The 17,086-nt window shown below is 66.2% G+C and carries 15 protein-coding genes and 1 tRNA gene; 6 read left to right on the top strand and 10 right to left on the bottom strand.

Annotated elements, in window-relative coordinates; translation table 11 throughout:
- Positions 1 to 12: 12 nt before the first annotated feature.
- The 5 genes from L286_RS31760 to L286_RS31745 form a co-directional block, all read right to left on the bottom strand.
- Complete coding sequence (locus L286_RS31760) at positions 13 to 1,128, bottom strand: zinc-binding dehydrogenase (RefSeq protein ID WP_020819920.1); 1,116 nt, start codon at positions 1,126 to 1,128, stop codon at positions 13 to 15.
- Positions 1,129 to 1,139: 11 nt separating this feature from the next.
- On the bottom strand, positions 1,140 to 1,811 hold the full coding sequence (gene msrA, locus L286_RS31755) for a peptide-methionine (S)-S-oxide reductase MsrA (protein WP_020819921.1): 672 nt from the start codon (positions 1,809 to 1,811) through the stop codon (positions 1,140 to 1,142).
- Positions 1,798 to 1,965, bottom strand: a complete 168-nt coding sequence (locus tag L286_RS48915) for a hypothetical protein (RefSeq protein WP_020819922.1) — start codon at positions 1,963 to 1,965, stop codon at positions 1,798 to 1,800. Before L286_RS48915 ends, msrA begins: the two co-directional genes overlap by 14 nt.
- A gap of 451 nt (positions 1,966 to 2,416) precedes the next feature.
- Positions 2,417 to 3,619 (bottom strand): pyridoxal phosphate-dependent aminotransferase, encoded by a 1,203-nt coding sequence (locus L286_RS31750; protein WP_020819923.1) that lies wholly within the window; start codon positions 3,617 to 3,619, stop codon positions 2,417 to 2,419.
- A 148-nt stretch (positions 3,620 to 3,767) separates the two neighbouring features.
- Positions 3,768 to 4,391, bottom strand: a complete 624-nt coding sequence (locus L286_RS31745) for an aminotransferase class IV (RefSeq protein ID WP_020819924.1) — start codon at positions 4,389 to 4,391, stop codon at positions 3,768 to 3,770.
- A gap of 90 nt (positions 4,392 to 4,481) precedes the next feature.
- Here L286_RS31745 and L286_RS31740 point away from each other — a divergent pair, with 90 nt between their 5' ends.
- Positions 4,482 to 5,846 (top strand): transposase, encoded by a 1,365-nt coding sequence (locus tag L286_RS31740; RefSeq protein WP_013039168.1) that lies wholly within the window; start codon positions 4,482 to 4,484, stop codon positions 5,844 to 5,846.
- A 52-nt stretch (positions 5,847 to 5,898) separates the two neighbouring features.
- Here L286_RS31740 and pabB read toward each other — a convergent pair whose 3' ends face one another.
- The gene (pabB, locus tag L286_RS31735; protein ID WP_007687679.1) at positions 5,899 to 7,074 is read right to left on the bottom strand and encodes an aminodeoxychorismate synthase component I; all 1,176 of its coding nucleotides are present in this window, start codon (positions 7,072 to 7,074) and stop codon (positions 5,899 to 5,901) included.
- A 91-nt stretch (positions 7,075 to 7,165) separates the two neighbouring features.
- On the opposite strand from pabB, the gene L286_RS31730 reads away from it, so the two are divergent.
- Positions 7,166 to 7,579, top strand: coding sequence for a DUF983 domain-containing protein (locus tag L286_RS31730; RefSeq protein WP_007687678.1), 414 nt, complete (start codon positions 7,166 to 7,168; stop codon positions 7,577 to 7,579).
- Here the strand turns inward: L286_RS31730 and L286_RS31725 are convergent.
- A complete protein-coding gene (locus L286_RS31725) occupies positions 7,563 to 8,000 on the bottom strand; it encodes an acyl-CoA thioesterase (protein WP_007687676.1) in 438 nt (145 codons plus the stop codon). The two genes, L286_RS31730 and L286_RS31725, sit on opposite strands and share 17 nt — an antisense overlap.
- A 213-nt stretch (positions 8,001 to 8,213) precedes the next feature.
- On the opposite strand from L286_RS31725, the gene L286_RS31720 reads away from it, so the two are divergent.
- Together L286_RS31720 and L286_RS31715 are read left to right on the top strand one after the other, a co-directional pair.
- Entirely contained in the window at positions 8,214 to 9,452 is a 1,239-nt protein-coding gene (locus L286_RS31720; RefSeq protein ID WP_020819925.1) for a YceI family protein, read from the top strand.
- Between the two features lie 43 nt (positions 9,453 to 9,495).
- The gene (locus L286_RS31715; RefSeq protein WP_020819926.1) at positions 9,496 to 10,605 is read left to right on the top strand and encodes an AI-2E family transporter; all 1,110 of its coding nucleotides are present in this window, start codon (positions 9,496 to 9,498) and stop codon (positions 10,603 to 10,605) included.
- A 27-nt stretch (positions 10,606 to 10,632) separates the two neighbouring features.
- Here the strand turns inward: L286_RS31715 and L286_RS31710 are convergent, their stop codons facing one another.
- From L286_RS31710 to L286_RS31700, 3 genes are all read right to left on the bottom strand, one after another.
- Complete coding sequence (locus tag L286_RS31710) at positions 10,633 to 12,501, bottom strand: ABC-F family ATP-binding cassette domain-containing protein (protein ID WP_020819927.1); 1,869 nt, start codon at positions 12,499 to 12,501, stop codon at positions 10,633 to 10,635.
- Between the two features lie 455 nt (positions 12,502 to 12,956).
- The gene (bglX, locus tag L286_RS31705) at positions 12,957 to 15,227 is read right to left on the bottom strand and encodes a beta-glucosidase BglX (RefSeq protein ID WP_020819928.1); all 2,271 of its coding nucleotides are present in this window, start codon (positions 15,225 to 15,227) and stop codon (positions 12,957 to 12,959) included.
- A 114-nt stretch (positions 15,228 to 15,341) separates the two neighbouring features.
- A tRNA-Tyr gene (locus tag L286_RS31700) sits at positions 15,342 to 15,428 on the bottom strand.
- A 103-nt stretch (positions 15,429 to 15,531) separates the two neighbouring features.
- Here L286_RS31700 and rlmB point away from each other — a divergent pair.
- Positions 15,532 to 16,272 carry a 23S rRNA (guanosine(2251)-2'-O)-methyltransferase RlmB gene (gene rlmB / locus L286_RS31695; protein WP_020819929.1) on the top strand — a complete coding sequence of 247 codons (741 nt, stop codon included), beginning with the start codon at positions 15,532 to 15,534 and terminating at the stop codon, positions 16,270 to 16,272.
- 22 nt (positions 16,273 to 16,294) lie between these two features.
- Complete coding sequence (locus tag L286_RS31690; protein WP_020819930.1) at positions 16,295 to 17,035, top strand: hypothetical protein; 741 nt, start codon at positions 16,295 to 16,297, stop codon at positions 17,033 to 17,035.
- Positions 17,036 to 17,086: the final 51 nt, after the last annotated feature.

Raw genomic sequence — 17,086 nt, 5'->3', positions numbered from 1 at the left:
TCCCACCCCAACTCAGCCATTGGGTACGATCAGATATTTCTCCCCCGTCCGGCGGGCGCTATATGTCAGCACCGCGTCGCGGCTCAGCGCTTCCTTGAGGGAGATGCGCGCCTTGTAATGGCTGGCGAAGGTAGTCGTCAGGCCATCGCGCACCCGCTGGCGCAGGCGCTCGGCGGTTTCGGTGCTCGCCTTTTGCAGGAAGGAGAAAAGCAGCCAGCCGCCGATATTCCAGCCAAAGCCGAAGCTGCGCGTCAGGATGGTCGGCGACATGTCCAGCGCGCCGTAGATATAGGCCTGCTTCAATATGTCCGAGCCATAGCGGCTATAGGGCGCGTTCTTGCTCACCACCTGCTCCATGGCGTTGAGAATCTGGCTGACCAGATGGCCGCCGCCGATCGCGTCGAAGGCGATGGTGGCGCCGGTGGCAGCGACCGCATCCTGAAGCCGGGCGACGAAGTCTTCCTGCGAACTGTCCAGCACATATTCGGCGCCCATGTCCTGGAGGATCGCCACCTGCGCTTCATTGCGGACGATGTTGACCAGCGGAATGCCGTCCTCCTGGCAAATGCGCACCAGCATCTGGCCCAGATTGGAGGCGGCGGCGGTGTGCACTATCGCCTTGTGCCCTTCGCGCGTCATGGTTTCGACGAAGCCCAGCGCCGTCAGCGGGTTGACGAAGGCCGACGCCCCCTGCTCCGCCGTGACATCGTCCGGCAGGGCCATGCAGCCGGCGGCGCCAAGCAGGCGGTATTCCGCGAACATGCCGCCCCCGATCATCGCGACCCGCTTGCCCAGCAATGCCTGGGCTTCCGGCGCCTCGCCCGCGGCCATGACGGTGCCGGCGGCTTCATTGCCGATGGTCATGGGCTGGCCGACGCGCCCCGCCAGCGCTCGGCGCGCCGGATTGGACATGCGGGCAACGATCCGGCCCTCCGCATAATCGGCATTCGCCAGATCGGCGGCAGCGAACAGCAGACCCAGGTCGGAAGGATTGATCGGCGCGGCTTCCACCCGGACCAGCACTTCGTCGCCCTTGGGCGCGGGGAGCGTTTCCTCCGCCAGTTCGACGGTCAGGCGACTGTCTTCATGCAGGGTCGAGAGCAGCTTGAGGCCGTGGGTGTCGCTCATGAAATTTCCTTTCAAGCAGAGGGGCGGTCGCTGTAAAATGCGGGAAACAGCGCCTTGAGGGCCGTCAGCTTGGGCATGTCCCATCGCTGGACATAGGGGTGGCGGGGGTTTTTCCTCAGGAAGTCCTGATGATAGTCGTCCGCATCCTGAAAGCCGGTGAAGCGTTCGATGCGGGTGACGATGGGGTCGCGCCAGAGGCCCGATTGGCCAAGCTGGACGAGATAGGCCCTGGCGGCCCGTTCCTGCTCCGCGTTCAGGGGGAACAGCGCGCTGCGATATTGCTTGCCGTGATCCGGACCCTGATAGTCGAGCGTGGTCGGATCGGCGATCACCGAGAAGAAGATGCGCAGCAACGTGCCGTAGCTGACCTGCCTGGGGTCGTAGGTGACGCGGACGGATTCGGCAAAGCCGGTATCGCCCTCGCTCACCTGTTCGTAATCCACCCTGCGGCCACGCGGGCCGCCCGCGAAGCCGGACACGGCGAGACGCACGCCCTTCACATGCGAAAAGACGCCTTCGACGCCCCAATAGCAGCCGCCCGCGAAAATGGCGGTTTCGAGCTTTCGGGCCGGGGCTGCGTCGACCGCCGGGATCGGCGCGAGCACCGCCCGTTCCGCGCGCAAGGGGGAGGCGACGGCCAAAGCCGCCAGAAAGGCAAGGGCGATGCCGTCAGCGCGCCGCATCGTCCACAATCGGAGCCGGGGCCGACGCCGCCATGGCCTGGCCGGTCAGCGGCGGCGCGTCGCTGTTCGGCTGAAGCACGAAGACGCCGATCGCGCCGATCGCGAACCCGCCCAGAAAGCGCAGGAACAGGTCGGATTTCAAGAAGGCCAACATGGCGTTCTTCCTTTCGGTCGTCTCGGCCGCCGCAAGGGGCGGCCATGAATGTCGCGCGGCTTAGTCCCGGATGAACGCTGCGCCAGGGCAGTTTCGACCAACGCCCGATGCGGAACGATGGATGTCGGACCAAGCCAGTTTCGGTTCGAAACGGGATATAAACTCCCTCTCTCCATCCGCAAGACGGCGACGGGGAAATTTTCCGTTTCCTAGGCTGTATCGACATTCAGAAGATGGCGAGCCGAAAATGGTGGTTTTCCGTGACCCGGCGCGCAGCCTACTCAAAGTAGGTGAGCACCGGAAGCACGGAAAAGCGCCATTTGCAGGCCGTCAGGGCTGAATGTCGATACAGCCTAAAAGAGGGGGGTCGGGAGGGGAAGGCAGGCCTGTTCCGCCCTTCCCCTCTCCAGCTTCAATCCCTCACCCGTCTTCGACAGGGGGATTGAAACGGTCACTTCAAGGCGGCGCAGGCCTCCTGGATGCGGGTGCAGGCCTTGCGCAGCACCTCATCGGAGGTGGCGTAGCTGATGCGGAAGGCCGGGGAGAGGCCGAAGGCCGCGCCATGGACGGCGGCGACCTTGGCTTCGTCCAGGAAATAGCCGATCAGCGCTTCGTCGCTGTCGATGACCTGCCCCTTGGGCGTCGTCTTGCCGATCAGGCCGCTGGCGTCGGGATAGACGTAGAAGGCGCCCTCCGGCGTCGGGCAGTCCAGCCCCGGCGCGTCGTTCAGCATGGCGACGACCATGTCGCGGCGCTTCTTGAAGGCGGCATTGCGCTCCTCCAGGAAATCCTGATCGCCGGTCAGCGCGGCGACGGCGGCCGCCTGGCTGATCGAGCAGGGATTGCTGGTCGACTGCGACTGGAGCTTGCCCATCGCCTTGATCAGCCATTCCGGGCCGCCGGCAAAGCCGATGCGCCAGCCCGTCATGGAAAAGGCCTTGGAACAGCCGTTGACCGTCAGCGTGCGGTCGTAGAGGTCGGAACAGACCTGCGCGATGGTGGCGAAGGGCGTCGGCGCATACCAGACATGCTCATACATGTCGTCGGTCATCACCAGCACATGCGGATGGCGCAGCAGCACCTCGCCCAGCGCCTTCAGCTCCGCCGCCGAATAGGCCGCGCCCGACGGGTTGGAGGGCGAGTTCAGCATGACCCACTTGGTCCTGGGCGTGATCGCGGCGTCGAGCTGGGCGGCGGTGATCTTGTAGCCCTGGCTCGCCGGCGCCTCGATGAAGACCGGGGTGCCGCCCGCGAAGTTCACGATGTCGGGATAGCTGACCCAATAGGGCGCCGGAATGATGACCTCGTCGCCGAGATCGACGGTCGCGACCAGCGCGTTGAACAGCGTGTGCTTGCCGCCCGAATTCACGCTGATCTGGCTGCGCTTGTAGAGCAGGCCATTGTCGCGCTTGAACTTGAAGGCGACGGCGTCCTTGACGTCGGCGGTGCCGTCGACATCGGTGTAGCGGGTGAGGTTCTTGCGGATCGCCTGGATCCCCGCCTCCTTCACGAAGTCGGGCGTGTCGAAGTCCGGTTCGCCGGCGGAGAGGCCAATGACGTCCACGCCTTCGGCTTTCAGGGCATTCACGCGCGCGCTCATCGCCAGGGTGGCGGAGGGCTGGATGCGACCGAGGGCTGCGGAAGTCTGGCTCATCGTGACAATCTTTCTGAAGAATCCCCAAGGCCCGCAATGATACGGACGGCAGGCTCCTTAGTGCGCAACGAAAGAAGGGGCAACCGCCAGTTGGCGTCCGGTGGCCGCAGGTGCGGATATAAGGGTCAGGGAAAATCGGTTCGGCGCGTCAACGCGACAGCGACGCCGCCACCATGCCGCGCGCGGCATTGCCGATGAAGAAGCCATTTTCCAGGTCGCGGGGGCGCAGGTCCGCCTCTACCGCCTCGCCCATGTCGAGCAGGCTGCGGCGCAGCACGCCCGGCAGCACGCCGCGCGACAAAGGCGGCGTCAGCAGCTTGTCGCCGCGTTCGATGAAGATGGAGGAGAAGCTGCCCTCCGTCACGAAGCCCTCCTCATCCGTCATCACCACCTCATAGGTGCCCCCGCGTTGCAAGGCGTCGCGGTAGAGGGAGCGGTCCGTCGTCTTGTGCGCCAGCCGCGCATCGGCGGCGGGCGCGTTGCGGGGGACGAGCGCGACCTGCATGATCGCCTGCGGCCAGGTGCGATATTCGCGCACTTCGATGGCGATGGAGCCCCGGCGCGACACCAGCAGGCGAAGGCGGCTGCGCTCCCGCAGGCGGAAGGTCGCGGCCTGAAGCTCATTGCGCACGTCATGACGGTCGAAGGCGAAGTCGAGCGCCTCCGCGCTGGTCTTCAACCGCTCCAGATGCAGTTCCAGCAATCTGATGCCTTCGACCGGATCGAAGGCCATGGTTTCGAGCAGATCGAACCGTCCGTCAGCCAATGCCATGGAAAACCGCAAACCCCTTATCAGGCCGTTGACGAAGTCGGCGGTGGCTGATTCAGTGCGGCAGTGGGATTGTCTGGCGGGTTAGCGGCGATGGCGATGGGGCGTGATAGCGAGGTCCAGTCCGATTTGATCGTGACGTGGGCGGAGATACCGCGTTCACCGGGGCATGTTTTCTACGACAAGCTCCAGAAGCTGCTGGCCGAGGCGGGCTTCGATGGCTTTGTCGAGAAGACGTGCAAGCCCTATTATGCGCCGCGGATGGGAGCCCCGTCGCTGCCGCCGGGCCGCTATTTCCGCATGCTGCTGATCGGCTATTTCGAGGGCATCGACAGCGAACGCGGGATTGTCTGGCGCTGTTCGGATTCGCTGTCGCTGCGGGAGTTCCTGCGACTGTCGAGCCGCGACAAGGTCCCTGATCATAGCTGGTTGTCGAAGACGCGGAGCCGCCTGCCGCACGAGGTACATGACCAGATCTTCGGCTGGGTACTGGCCCTCGTCGCCGGGCACGATCTGGTGAAAGGCGAGCGGATCGGCGTCGATGGCTCGACCATGGAGGCGAACGCCGCGCTGCGTACCATCGTGCGGCGTGACAATGGCGAGACCTACCGCGAGATGCTGGTGCGCATGGCGCAAGAGAGCGGCATCGACACGCCGACGATCGACGACCTTGTCCGGCTCGATCGCAAACGCAAGGGCAAGAAGCTGTCGAATGCGGACTGGGCGAGCAAGACCGATCCCGACGCGAAGGTCGCGCGGATGAAGAACGGCTCGACGCGTCTGGCCTACAAGCCCGAACACGCGGTCGATCTCGACACGGGTGTTATCGTGGCAGCGCCGATCCACCCGGCCGACAAGGGCGACACGACAACGCTCGACGCCACGCTGGAGACGGCAGCACGCAACCTCGCCGACATTGGCCTGGCGCCGACGTCCGGGGATCCCTGCGATCTTGTGACCGATAAAGGCTATCATTCGCGCGAGCTCCTCAAGGGTCTCGACGGCGACATCTGGAAGACGCGCATCGCCGAGCCGGCACCGCCGAATGGATATCTGCGCTGGCACGGCGACGAGGCTGCCCAGAAGGCCGTCTACGCCAATCGGTCTCGCCTGAAATCCGCCGTCGGACGCAAGGCGATGCGCAAGCGTGGTGAGATGGTCGAGCGTAGCTTTGCCCACGTCCTGGATCGCGGCGGCATGCGCCGCGCGTGGCTGCGCGGGCGCGAGAATGTTCACAAGCGTTATTTGATCCACGTCGCCGGGTTCAATCTTGGCATTCTCATGCGCGCCCTGTTCGGTTGCGGCACTCCGAGGGGCGCCAGGGGCGCATCCAAGGCATTCTTGTTCGTAGTTCAGACCGATGTTGCGCTCGTCATCGCCCTCGTCGCCGAGTTCGACGGAGAAAGGGCCATGCTCCTCATCGTTTTTACCCCTGAGGGCGCTGACAGACCCGGCTGAAAACCGACTTCGTCACCGCGCTGCTATGCCGATCGATGATGGCGCCGATGAATCAGGCCGGTGCGAGGAAGCGCCCCTTGGCCAGGCATTCCGCCCATTCGGACGCGACATCCGAATCCGCGACGATGCCCGATCCCAGACCCAGGCGCCCCTCCCTGCTGCCTTCTTCGACGCAAATGGTGCGGATGGCAACATTGAACGCGGCGTCGCCCGACGGATCGATCCAGCCCATGGAGCCGGTATAGACGCCGCGCGCGAAGGGTTCGACCGCATCGATGATCTCCATCGCCCGGACCTTGGGCGCGCCGGTGATCGACCCGCAGGGGAAGAGGACGCGCAGCACGTCGACCGGGGAAAGGCCAGGCAGCAGCCGCGCCCGGACGGTCGACACCATCTGGTGGACGGTCGGATAGGTTTCCACCTTGAACAGGTCGGGCACCGTGACCGTGCCGGCGCGGGAGACCCGCGACAGATCGTTGCGCAGCAGGTCGACGATCATCAGGTTTTCGGCGCGCTGCTTGGCGTCCCGCTCCAGCCACTGGATGAGGTCGGCGTCGCGGGCCAGGTCGGGATCGCGGGGGGCGGTGCCCTTCATCGGGCGCGCGGTCAACTGGCCGCGGACATGGGTGAAGAACAGCTCCGGCGAAAAGGAGAGGATCATATGGTCGCCGGTGCGCAGCATGCCGCCATAGCCGGCCTGCTGGCGCGGGCGGATCGCGGCATAGAGCGCCATGGGATCGCCGCTGAAATGCGCGGCGCAGGGAAAGGTCAGGTTGACCTGATAGATGTCGCCGGCGCGGATATAGTCCTGGACCTGGGCGAAGGCGGCGCGATAGGCGCCCTCGTCGATCAGCGGCTGGACGCTGTCCACCCCGGCGCCCGCAGGGTCGGGCAGCAGGCCGGTCATGGCGCCCGGATCGATCAGGCGCACCCCTTCGAACAGGCCGAACCAGAGAAGCGGCGTCTTCGGCCGGTCCTGCCGGTGCCGCTCCGCCAGCGGGTGGAGGCGATCCTCCAGCGCCAGCCCGGCTTCATAGGCGATGAAGCCGGCGGCGTGCAGCCCGGCCTCCGCCGCTTCGGCCAGGCGGTCCAGCGCCGGCTGCACCTCCGCCAGCCGATGGGCGGCGATGACCGACACCGGATCGCGATAGAGGCGCGCGGGGGCGGGCGCCCGCGTGCGGGCGTCGTCGAACAGGACGAAGGTTTCGGTCGGTCCCGGAAGGCGCATGGCCGCTTCTTAACAGGCTTTGCGCGGCGCGGAAGCTCTAACAGGATGCGCGCATATTGCGCGGACCGTCCATTGGCCATAGGGGAAGGCGATGGATCAGGGATTGCCCCATGACGATGCGGCGCGGCCTTTGCGGCCGGCGCTGGCGCTTGCCCTCAGGGGCCGTTGCCCCGCCTGCGGCGAAGGTCGCATGTTCGCGCGCTTCCTGAAGCCAAGCCCCGCCTGTCGCCATTGCGGGCAGGCGTGGGACGCGTCGCGAGCGGACGATTTTCCCGCCTATATCGTCATATTGCTGCTGGGGCACCTGCTCGTGCCGCTGATGATAGAGGTGAACGCGGCGCTGGACATTCCGCTGGGGGTGCAGGCGGCGCTATGGCCCGGCCTTGCGATCCTGCTCGCGCTGGCGATGATCCAGCCGGCCAAGGCCGCGGTCATCGCCTTCCAGTGGAGCCGCCGCATGGACGGCTTCCGCCAGGACCGATCGACATTCAGTCGGGGCGGATGATGAAATTGCGTTCCATCGCTTCGCGCAGGGTTTCGTCGATGGCGCGGCGTCCCTCCGACCCATGGGTGACGACGGTGGTGTCTGCGGTCGCGACGCACACCCCTTTCTGAAAGCCGGCCGAACTGATGGTCCAGCTCGTGCGGCCGATATGACCGATCGCGCAATGCACCTCGAACGGATAGGGGAAATGGGCTTCCTCGACGAAATTCAGGTTCACGTTCGCGACCAGCCAGCGCACCCCCTGTTCCTGCGGATGGCGGCCCAGATGATGGTGGAACCGGATGCGGGCCGTTTCGAATATGCCGGAGATCGCCACATTGTTGATGTGGCCCATCGTGTCGATGTCCTGGAAGCGGGTGTCGATGCTGGTGACGAAACGATAAGCTGCCGGGCTAAGGCGCCAGGATTCGGGTTTGGCCATGTCCTGCTTGTCCTGTGTCCTGTTTTCCTATGCTCTTAGCTACTGGCCGCCGGGATGCAATCATCAGGTGGAAATTGGTCGGGCTGCGACCTTTATGACACAGGCGCGAAGGCCGTTCATCCGTTGAGGTAACGGATCGTTTCCCGGCGCGGCGGTGGACTTCCGCGCAGGCGCGGCATAGCTTCCGCGCCACATTGTCGCATGGGGGTCTTGATGCAACGCTATAGTCGGCTGGCCATTTTCCTGCACTGGGCGATCGCCGCCCTGCTCGCCTTCCAGATCGCGGTGGGATGGGCGCTGGAAGATCTCGGCGCGCGCGGCTTCGCGCTGTTCCAATGGCACAAGTCGATCGGCATCTCTATCCTGCTGCTGACCTGCGCCCGCATCGCCATACGCTATTGGAAGCCGCGCCCGGCGCCGGTCGAGCGCGGCTGGCAGGGCGCCCTGGCCAAGGCTGTGCACGCGGGGCTCTACCTCTTCATGCTGGGTGCGCCGCTGACGGGATGGGCGCTGGTGTCGACCGCGAAGGTGAAGGTGCCGACCCTGATCTTCGGCATCGTCCCCCTGCCCCACCTGCCCCTGCCCATGAACGCGCATGAACTGGCCGAGGGCGGGCACGGCCTGATCGCCTGGATCGGCATCGCGCTGTTCGCGCTGCATGTCGCGGGCGCGCTGCGGCATCATGTCCTGAAGGGCGACGGGTTGCTGTGGCGGATGATGCCCGCCCGCTCTCCGCTGTGGCTGGCGGCCTTGCCCGCACTGATCGCGCTGGGGTTCGTCCTGGGGCGCGTCATCCTGCCTGCGCCCGCTCCGAAGGCGGCCGCCGCGCCGGTCCTGCCAGCGGCGGTCGGGGAGGAAGAAGAAACGCCCGCCAATGCCGCAGAGCCGGCCGACAGTGCCGGCAATGCTGCTGTCCCGGCCGAAGCCGACAATGCGGCGGCGGCGGAAGAACCGGCCGGCCCGCCGCCCTCCTGGGCGGTGCAGCCCGGCGGGACCATCGGCTTTTCCGTCGGGAACGGCGGCGAGACGATCAGCGGCGGCTTTTCCAGATGGACGGCGAAGATCGCGATGGACCCGGACCATCCGGACAGCGCCGACATCCGCGTGGAGATCGACCTGGCGAGCGCCAGCGTCGGGGACAGCTACAAGGACGGCATGCTGGCCGGGGACGAATTTTTCGGCGCGGCGGCGCATCCCAAGGCCGTCTTCACCGCAAAGGGCGCGGAGAAGGCCGGCGCGAACGGCTATCGCGCCTCTGGCACCCTGACCCTCAAGGGCGTGAGCAAGCCGCAGAGCATCCGCTTCACCCTGTCCGGCACCGGCATGGCGCGCAAGGTTTCCGGATCGGCCACCATTGCCCGCGCATCCTTCGGCGTCGGCAATGGCGACAGCAGCGCGGGGCTGGACCCCAAGGTATCTGTCAGCTTCGGATTCAGTGCCAAGGCGGAATGACCGGCGGATAGATTTACATCGGGACTTCTGCCAAAGCGGCGTCATGGACAATAAAGAGCCGTCAGCGGCGCGGATAGAGGATGGAGTCTTCCTGGGCTTCGTCCTCATCGTCTCGGTCGCCTTCGCCCTGGTGATCGAACCCTTTTTCGCGGCCATATTGTGGGGCGTGATCGCCGCCATCCTGTTCGCCCCCGTCAACCAGGGATTGGTCGGCATGATGCCTCGGCACCGGAACAGCGCGGCGGCGCTGACGCTGCTGCTCATCGTCGCGCTGGTGATCGTGCCGGCCATCATCCTGGCCATGGCGCTGGTGCAGGAAGCGACCCTCTTCTACGCCAAGGTGCAAACCGGCGAGATCAACTTCGCCCGCATGTTCGCGCAGTTCCAGGCGAGCCTGCCCAGATGGGCCGCGGCCTTTCTGGAGCGGCTGGGCATCACCAATTTCGCCGCGGTGCGCGAGATGCTGAGCGAAGGCATAACGTCCAGTTTCCGCACGGTGGCGACGCAGGCTTTGCAGATCGGGCAGAGCGCGTTCAGCTTCCTGATGGCGCTGGGCGTGATGCTGTACCTGACCTTCTTCCTGTTGCGCGACGGGCCGAAGCTGGCGGCGATGGTGGACCGGGCGGCGCCGATGCGCACCGCCTATCGCCAGGCGTTGATGCAGCAGTTCGTCATCGTCACCCGCGCCACGATCAAGGGCAGCATCGTCGTCGCCATCGTGCAGGGGGTGATAGGCGGCGTGGTGTTCTGGGCGCTGGGGCTGCCGGGGGCGCTGCTGTGGGGCGTGCTGATGGGGGCCTTCTCGCTGATCCCGGCGGTCGGGACGGGGCTGGTCTGGGTGCCGGTGGCCATCTACCTGTTCGTGACCGGGGCGGTGGTGGAGGGATTGATCCTCGCCTTTTGCGGCATGTTCGTGATCGGGATGGTGGACAATATCCTGCGTCCGGTGCTGGTCGGGCGGGATACGCGGATTCCCGACTATGTGGTGCTGATCACGACGCTGGGCGGGATCGACCTGTTCGGGTTCAACGGCATCGTCATCGGGCCGGTGATCGCGGCGCTGTTCATCGCGACCTGGAATATCGTGACGAAGATGCGGACGGGGGCGGATGGGCTGGAGGGGCCCTTGACGGAGGAACCTTCGGGCGGGTGAAGGCCAGCGCTGGTGCGGAGCAGGCTCTTATAGTTCCTCCAGCGCGGCGCTGGCTTCCATCCAGCTTTCTTCGGCCGCTTCCAGCTTCTTTTCGAGGTCGGCGCGCTTCACCATCAGTTCGGTCATGGTCATCTTCGCCTCCGCGCCGGTCGCGCTTTTGGGGTCGAACAGCGCCTGGTCGATGCGGCTGCGTTCGGCGGCCAGCGCGGCCATTTCCTTTTCCGCCTTGCTGACGGCGTTCTTCGCCGCCTTCTGCCGTTCGCGCCATTGCGCGGCGTTGCGCTTTTCCGCCTTGCGGTCGGTCTTCGGCGCATCCCCGCCGCCACCGTTTCCGTCGGCCTTGCGCAGGATGATGTCGGTATAATCCTCCAGGCTGCCGTCGAAGGGCTGGGCCGTGCCGTTGTCGACCAGCACGAGGCGGTCGGCCACCAGTTCGATCATGTGGCGGTCGTGGCTGACGATCACCACCGCGCCCGAATAGTCGTTCAGCGCCTGCACCAGCGCCTCCCGGCTGTCGACGTCGAGATGGTTGGTCGGCTCGTCGAGGATCAGCAGGTGCGGCGCGTCGCGGGTGATGAGGGCGAGGGCCAGCCGCGCCCTTTCGCCGCCCGACATGGAGCCGACCTTCTGCGTGGCGCGCTCGCCGGAGAAGCCGAAGCGGCCTAGCTGGGCGCGGACGGCGGCGGGGGTCGCGCCCTTCATCACCCGGCTCATATGTTCCAGCGGCGTGTCGCCGACGTCCAGTTCCTCCACCTGATATTGGGTAAAATAACCGACATTCATCTTGGCCGAGGCGTTCATCGCGCCTTCCATCGGCTTCAACTGCGCGGCGATCAGGCGGGCGAGCGTGGTCTTGCCGTTGCCGTTGCGGCCGAGCAGCGCCAGCCGGTCGTCGGGATCGATGCGCAGGTTCACCCGGCGCAGGACCGGCGTGTCGTCATAGCCGACCGCCGCCATGTCCATGGTGATGAGCGGCGGGCGCAGTTCGGGCGGGCTGGGGAAGCCGAAATGCAGCGTCGGATCTTCGATGGCGGCGGCGATGGGCTGCATCTTCGCCAGCGCCTTGGCTCGGGACTGGGCCTGTTTCGCGGTGGAGGCGCGGGCGGAGTTGCGGGCGACATAATCCTGCAATTTCTCCCGTTCGGCCTGCTGCTTGGCGCGGGCGGCCTCCTGTTGCGCGAGACGTTCTGCGCGCTGGCGTTCGAAGGCGTCGTAGCCGCCGGGATAGAGCGTGACCCTGCCCCCTTCGAGATGGAGGATATAGTCGACCACATTGTTGAGCAGGTCGCGCTCATGGCTGATGACGACCACGGTGCCGCGATAGTTTTTGAGGAAATTTTCCAGCCAGAGCGTCGCTTCCAGGTCGAGATGGTTGGACGGTTCGTCGAGCAGCAGCAGGTCGGGATTGGAGAAGAGCAGGGCCGCGAGGGCCACGCGCATCTTCCAGCCGCCGGAATAGCTGTCGAGCGGGCGGCCCTGCATTTCCTCGTCGAAGCCGAGGCCGACCAGGATGCGGGCGGCGCGGGCCGGGGCGGTGTAGGCGTCGATGGCGTTCAACCGTTCGTAGATATGGCCGAGCCGGTCGGGATCTTCGGTATGTTCCGCCTCCGCCATCAGTTCGGCGCGTTCCCTGTCGGCGGCGAGGACGGTGTCGAAGGGGGTGGCGGTGCCCGACGGCGCTTCCTGCGCGATATAGCCTAGGCGGGTGTCGCGGGGCATGTCGCAACTGCCCTCGTCCGGGTCGATCTGGCCGATCATCACCTTCATCAGGGTCGATTTGCCCGCGCCGTTGCGGCCGATGAGGCCGACGCGGCTGCGCGGCGGCAGCGCGGCGCTGGCGCGGTCGAGAATAGCGCGGCCGCCGAGGCGCACGGTGATGCCGTTCAGGTTGAGCATGGAGGGGGCCTCTAAAGCATTTTCAAAGCGGGTGGTATCACCTGCTGACTCGGAAAATGCGGAAACGAAAAAATAGAGGCGCGAGGTGGGGTGAAGGCGTCGGGGTGGAGTTTTGCAGCCGGTGCTGTCGTTGCGAAGTTCACGGCGTTGTGGCTCACGCATTTGCGTGGGTGCGGAGTGGTGGCGTTGATTTCGCAATAGGATGATTTTTGCGGAATGGGTGTGCTTAGGGTGCCCGCTTAGGGCGGGGTGGGATGGGTTGACGGTGGGAAAGAGCCGGTGGGGTTATGGCATGGTCGCGGGGGTGTAGGACAGGGTTTCGCCCACTCCATCCGGGTTTCGTCACCCCGGGCTTGACCCGGGGTCCAGCTTCCCCTGACGCGGCGGAAGAAAAGAAAGCGGGATCCCGGGTCAAGCCCGGGATGACGTTATGGGGTGAAGGCCCATGGCCGCTGCTATCCCGCCGCGTAGAGGGTGAAGGCGCCTTGCAGGCCGCCGACGCTGGACTGGCCGATCCACAGGTCGAAGGCGCCGGGTTCAGCCAGGCGGCGGTTGCCTGCGCCGACGAATTCCAGGTCGATGCGGGAGAGGGAGAAGCGGAGCGTCTTGCTCTCGCCCGGTCCCAGCGTGACCCGCTCGATGCGTTTGAGTTCGCGGATGGGGCGGGTGCGGCTCGCCACGCGGTCGCGGATGTAGAGTTGGACGACTTCGCTGCCCTTGCGCTGGCCCTTGTTGGTGACGCGCACGGTGATGCCGATGGCGGCGTCCCAGCGGAGCGCGGTGTCGGAGAATTTGAGCTGGTCGAGGACGAACTCGCTGTAGCTGAGGCCGTGGCCGAAGGGAAAGCGGGCGCTGTTGTCGGTGGTCGTGTAGCGCGAGCGATATTCGGTGCGGTTGTCGATGACCGGGCGGCCGGTCGACTTGCGGTCGTAGAAGAAAGGCTCCTGCCCCGATTCCCAGGGGAAGCTGACCGGCAGCTTGGCGGAAGGGTTTTCCTTGCCGAAAATTATGTCGGCGATGGCGTGGCCGGATTCGGAGCCGAGGAACCAGGTGGCGAGGATCGCCTGCGCATTGGCCACGCCGTCGTGCAGCGCGAGGGCGCGGCCGTGGCGGAGCAGGACGATGACGGGCTTGCCGGTGGCGGCGACCGCATCGGCCAGCGCCTGCTGCACGATGGGGAGTTCGATGGCGGTGCGCGATTGCGCCTCCCCCGACATGTCCTGCGATTCACCCAGCGCCAGGATGACGACATCCGCCGCCTTCGCGGTCTCGACCGCCTTGGCGACGCCGCCGTCGATGGGCGTCAATATGCCGCTGCCCGGCGCGATCAGCAATTTGGCGGGGTCCGGCATGGCGGCGCGCAGGCCGGTGGCGATGTCGACGCCCTTCCCCTTGTCGCCGTAAAAGGCCCAGGGGCCGTAGACGTTCATCCTGTCCTCGGCAAAGGGGCCGATCAGGGCGATGGTCTGGCCCTTGGCGGGGTCGAGGGGGAGGACGCCGTTGTTCTGGAGCAGCACGATGGAGCGGGTGGCGGCTTCGCGGGCAAGGGCGCGATGGGAAGGCGTGAAGATGCGGGTCTTTTCCGTTTCCTCATTCAATGAGCGGTAGGGGTTTTCGAACAGGCCGATGGCGGTCTTGACGTAGAGGATGCGGCGGACGGCGACGTCGACCGTTTCCATCGGCACCGCGCCGCTCTTCACCAGATCGGGGATGTGGCGGATATAGAGGCCGCTCTGCATCGACATGTCGACGCCCGCGAGAATGGCGAGGCGGGCGGCGTCGCGCTCATCCTCGGCATAGCCATGGGCGATCAGTTCCTCGTCGGCGGTATAGTCGGAGAAGACGAAGCCGCGGAATTTCATCTCGCCGCGCAGCAGGTCGGTGAGGAGGTCGCGGTCGGCGGTGGCGGGGACGCCGTTGATCTCGCTGAAGGCGGCCATGGTGGCGAGCGCGCCCGCCGCGAAGGCCGCGCCGAAGGGGGGCAGATGCGTCTCCCGCAGCGTCTCTTCGCTGATGTCGACGCTGCCATATTCCAGGCCGCCCGCGACCGCGCCATAGGCGGCGAAATGCTTGGGGCAGGCGAGCAGGCTGTCGTCGCGGCGCAGGTCGCGGCCCTGGAAGCCGCGCACGCGGGCGGCGGCGAAGAGGCTGCCGAGGGCGACGTCCTCCCCCGCCCCCTCCACCACCCGGCCCCAGCGCTGGTCGCGGGCGACGTCGACCATCGGCGCGAAGGTGAGGTGCAGGCCTGCCGCCGTCGCCTCCACCGCCATGGCGCGGGCGGTGCGTTCGGCGAGCGCCGGATCGAAGCTGGCCGATTCGGCGAGGGTCACGGGAAAGATGGTCTTCAGGCCATGGATCACATCGCCCGCGAACAGCAGGGGGATGCCGAGGCGGCTTTGCCTGAGCGCGATGTCCTGTGCGCGGCGGGCGCCCGCCACGCCGATGCCGTTGAACAGGCAGCCGACGCGGCCCTTGCGGATCTCGTCGGCCAGTTGCCTTTCATTCTGGATGCCGACCTGCGGGTTGGGCGGGTTATAGGGACGGAAACTGTCGGCCAGGCAGGTCATCTGGCCCGCCTTTTCCTCTATGGTCATGCGGGCGATCAGGTCGTCCACGCGCTCCACCTCGCCCGCCGCGAGGGCGCAGCGGGGCAGCGGGAGCGTCAGGAAGCCGGCAAGGGCAGCGGTCAGGACGGCGCGGCGGTCGACGGAAGGAATGGGGGTCATCGGGGGAAGTGTAGCAGATGTCGGATGAACCGCACTTATCCCGTCGAAGCGCGCAAGCAACCGGCGGAGAGATGGGCTGAGCCATAAGCCGGTCAGTGCGGCCGAGGGGGGCGATGGTGGACAGGGCTGGATTCGAACCAGCGTACGGGAAACCCGGGCAGATTTACAGTCTGCTGCCTTTAACCACTCGGCCACCTGTCCAGTCGCCTAACCGCGTCGGAGGGTGCCCCGACCGGCTGGAGGGCGCTCCAATGGCGAAAGGAGACTTGCCTGTCAATGGCTCAATGTGAAAAGAGCGCTTCCCATGAAAAGAGGAAATCGCACCGGAAAGGCCAAGGGCACTTTCCCCCGTTTTTATGGACGGCATGCCGTCATCGCCGCGCTGGCCAATCCCGACCGGGTGGTGCGCAAGATATGGGGGACGCGGGAGGCGCTGAACGCGCTCGACCTGCCGCCGGTCCTGCCCATCGTCTATGCCGATGTGGCCGATCTGGGCCGGATGGTGCCGTCCGACGCGCCGCACCAGGGCATCGTGGCGGAGGTGGAGCCGCTGGACGATGTGTGGCTGGGCGACGTGCTGGAGGCGGGGCAGGACGACAAGCGCCCGGTGCTGGTGCTGGACCAGGTGACGGACCCGCATAATGTCGGCGCGATCCTGCGGTCTGCGGCGGCGTTCGACGCGCTGTGCATCGTGACGCAGGACCGGCATGCTCCGCCCGAATCGGGGGTGCTGGCGCGGTCGGCTTCGGGCGCGCTGGAGATCGTGCCCTGGGTGCGGGTGGTGAACCTGGCCCGCGCTCTGGATGAGATCGCGGAGGCGGGTTACTGGCGCATCGGGCTGGACGGCGCGGCGGAGCAGACCCTGGGCGAGGCCATCGGCACGTCACGGGTCGCGCTGGTGCTGGGGGCCGAGGGCGAAGGGCTGCGGCACAACAGCATGGCGCATTGCGACATTTTGGCTAAACTGCCGATCAGTCCGCGCATGGAAAGCCTGAACGTGTCCAATGCGGCGGCGATTGCCCTCTACGCGGCGGCCAGCCGGTAAGAGGGACTGACGGGGGGTGGACATGGGCGCTTTTCTTCGCTTCGCCGGGGTGCTGGCGGCCAGTCTGCTGCTGTCGGCCTGTCTGGTGACGCCGGGCAGGTTCGAATCGACGCTGGATATCCGCGCCGACCGGAGTTTCAGCTTCACCTATAAGGGCGAGATATTGGCGTCGGATGTCGGCAAGGGGCTTGGCTCCATGCCGGTGGGCGACGATCCGATCGACGATGCCGCGCCCAAGGATAGGCAGAGCAGCCTGCGGACCGCACTTCAATCGAAGGAGCAGGGGGAGAGTTTCGACGCCAAGGGCGACAAGGGCGACGAGCAGCAGATGCAGGCCATCGCGGCGGCGCTTTCGAAGGAAAAGGGCTTCCGGTCGGCCCGCTATATGGGGAACCGGCGGTTCGAGATCGACTATGCCATCAGCGGTCGGCTGACCCACGCCTTCCTCTTTCCGTTCAACAGCGACGCGCAGATCGTGCTGCCCTTCGTCGCGGTGGAACTGCGCGGGGAGGACCGGGTGCGGGTGAAGGCGCCGGGCTATTCCAACGGCTATGACAAGAGCCAGAACCCGATGGGCGGGGGCGCGGGCGAGGATGCGGCCAAGGCGCTGGACGGGCTGTTCACGCTGACCACCGATGCGGAGATCGTCAGCCAGAATCAGGAGGACGGCGCGCAGGATATGCCGCAGGGCAAGCGGATCGTGTGGAAGGTGACGCCGCTGACCGGCGAGGCGCCTGCGGCCACGCTGAGGGTGCGGCCTTAGCGGCGGTGGGGTCTCGCATTCCCCCTCCCGCAGGCGGGAGGGGGTTAGGGG

It is taken from the genome of Sphingobium sp. HDIP04 (genome assembly GCF_000445085.1).
Classification (GTDB): domain Bacteria; phylum Pseudomonadota; class Alphaproteobacteria; order Sphingomonadales; family Sphingomonadaceae; genus Sphingobium; species Sphingobium indicum.
Note: the sequence above shows the minus strand (reverse complement) of the source record. Positions and strands in the feature narration are given on the sequence as shown.

Excerpts from the sequence above, each read along its gene's own strand:
- L286_RS31760 (WP_020819920.1), bottom strand. The coding sequence starts at position 1,128 with ATGAGCGACACCCACGGCCTCAAGCTGCTCTCGACCCTGCATGAAGAC.
- msrA (WP_020819921.1), bottom strand. The coding sequence starts at position 1,811 with ATGCGGCGCGCTGACGGCATCGCCCTTGCCTTTCTGGCGGCTTTGGCC.
- L286_RS48915 (WP_020819922.1), bottom strand. The coding sequence starts at position 1,965 with ATGTTGGCCTTCTTGAAATCCGACCTGTTCCTGCGCTTTCTGGGCGGG.
- L286_RS31750 (WP_020819923.1), bottom strand. The coding sequence starts at position 3,619 with ATGAGCCAGACTTCCGCAGCCCTCGGTCGCATCCAGCCCTCCGCCACC.
- L286_RS31745 (WP_020819924.1), bottom strand. The coding sequence starts at position 4,391 with ATGGCATTGGCTGACGGACGGTTCGATCTGCTCGAAACCATGGCCTTC.
- L286_RS31740 (WP_013039168.1), top strand. The coding sequence starts at position 4,482 with ATGGCGATGGGGCGTGATAGCGAGGTCCAGTCCGATTTGATCGTGACG.
- pabB (WP_007687679.1), bottom strand. The coding sequence starts at position 7,074 with ATGCGCCTTCCGGGACCGACCGAAACCTTCGTCCTGTTCGACGACGCC.
- L286_RS31730 (WP_007687678.1), top strand. The coding sequence starts at position 7,166 with ATGGATCAGGGATTGCCCCATGACGATGCGGCGCGGCCTTTGCGGCCG.
- L286_RS31725 (WP_007687676.1), bottom strand. The coding sequence starts at position 8,000 with ATGGCCAAACCCGAATCCTGGCGCCTTAGCCCGGCAGCTTATCGTTTC.
- L286_RS31720 (WP_020819925.1), top strand. The coding sequence starts at position 8,214 with ATGCAACGCTATAGTCGGCTGGCCATTTTCCTGCACTGGGCGATCGCC.
- L286_RS31715 (WP_020819926.1), top strand. The coding sequence starts at position 9,496 with ATGGACAATAAAGAGCCGTCAGCGGCGCGGATAGAGGATGGAGTCTTC.
- L286_RS31710 (WP_020819927.1), bottom strand. The coding sequence starts at position 12,501 with ATGCTCAACCTGAACGGCATCACCGTGCGCCTCGGCGGCCGCGCTATT.
- bglX (WP_020819928.1), bottom strand. The coding sequence starts at position 15,227 with ATGACCCCCATTCCTTCCGTCGACCGCCGCGCCGTCCTGACCGCTGCC.
- rlmB (WP_020819929.1), top strand. The coding sequence starts at position 15,532 with ATGAAAAGAGGAAATCGCACCGGAAAGGCCAAGGGCACTTTCCCCCGT.
- L286_RS31690 (WP_020819930.1), top strand. The coding sequence starts at position 16,295 with ATGGGCGCTTTTCTTCGCTTCGCCGGGGTGCTGGCGGCCAGTCTGCTG.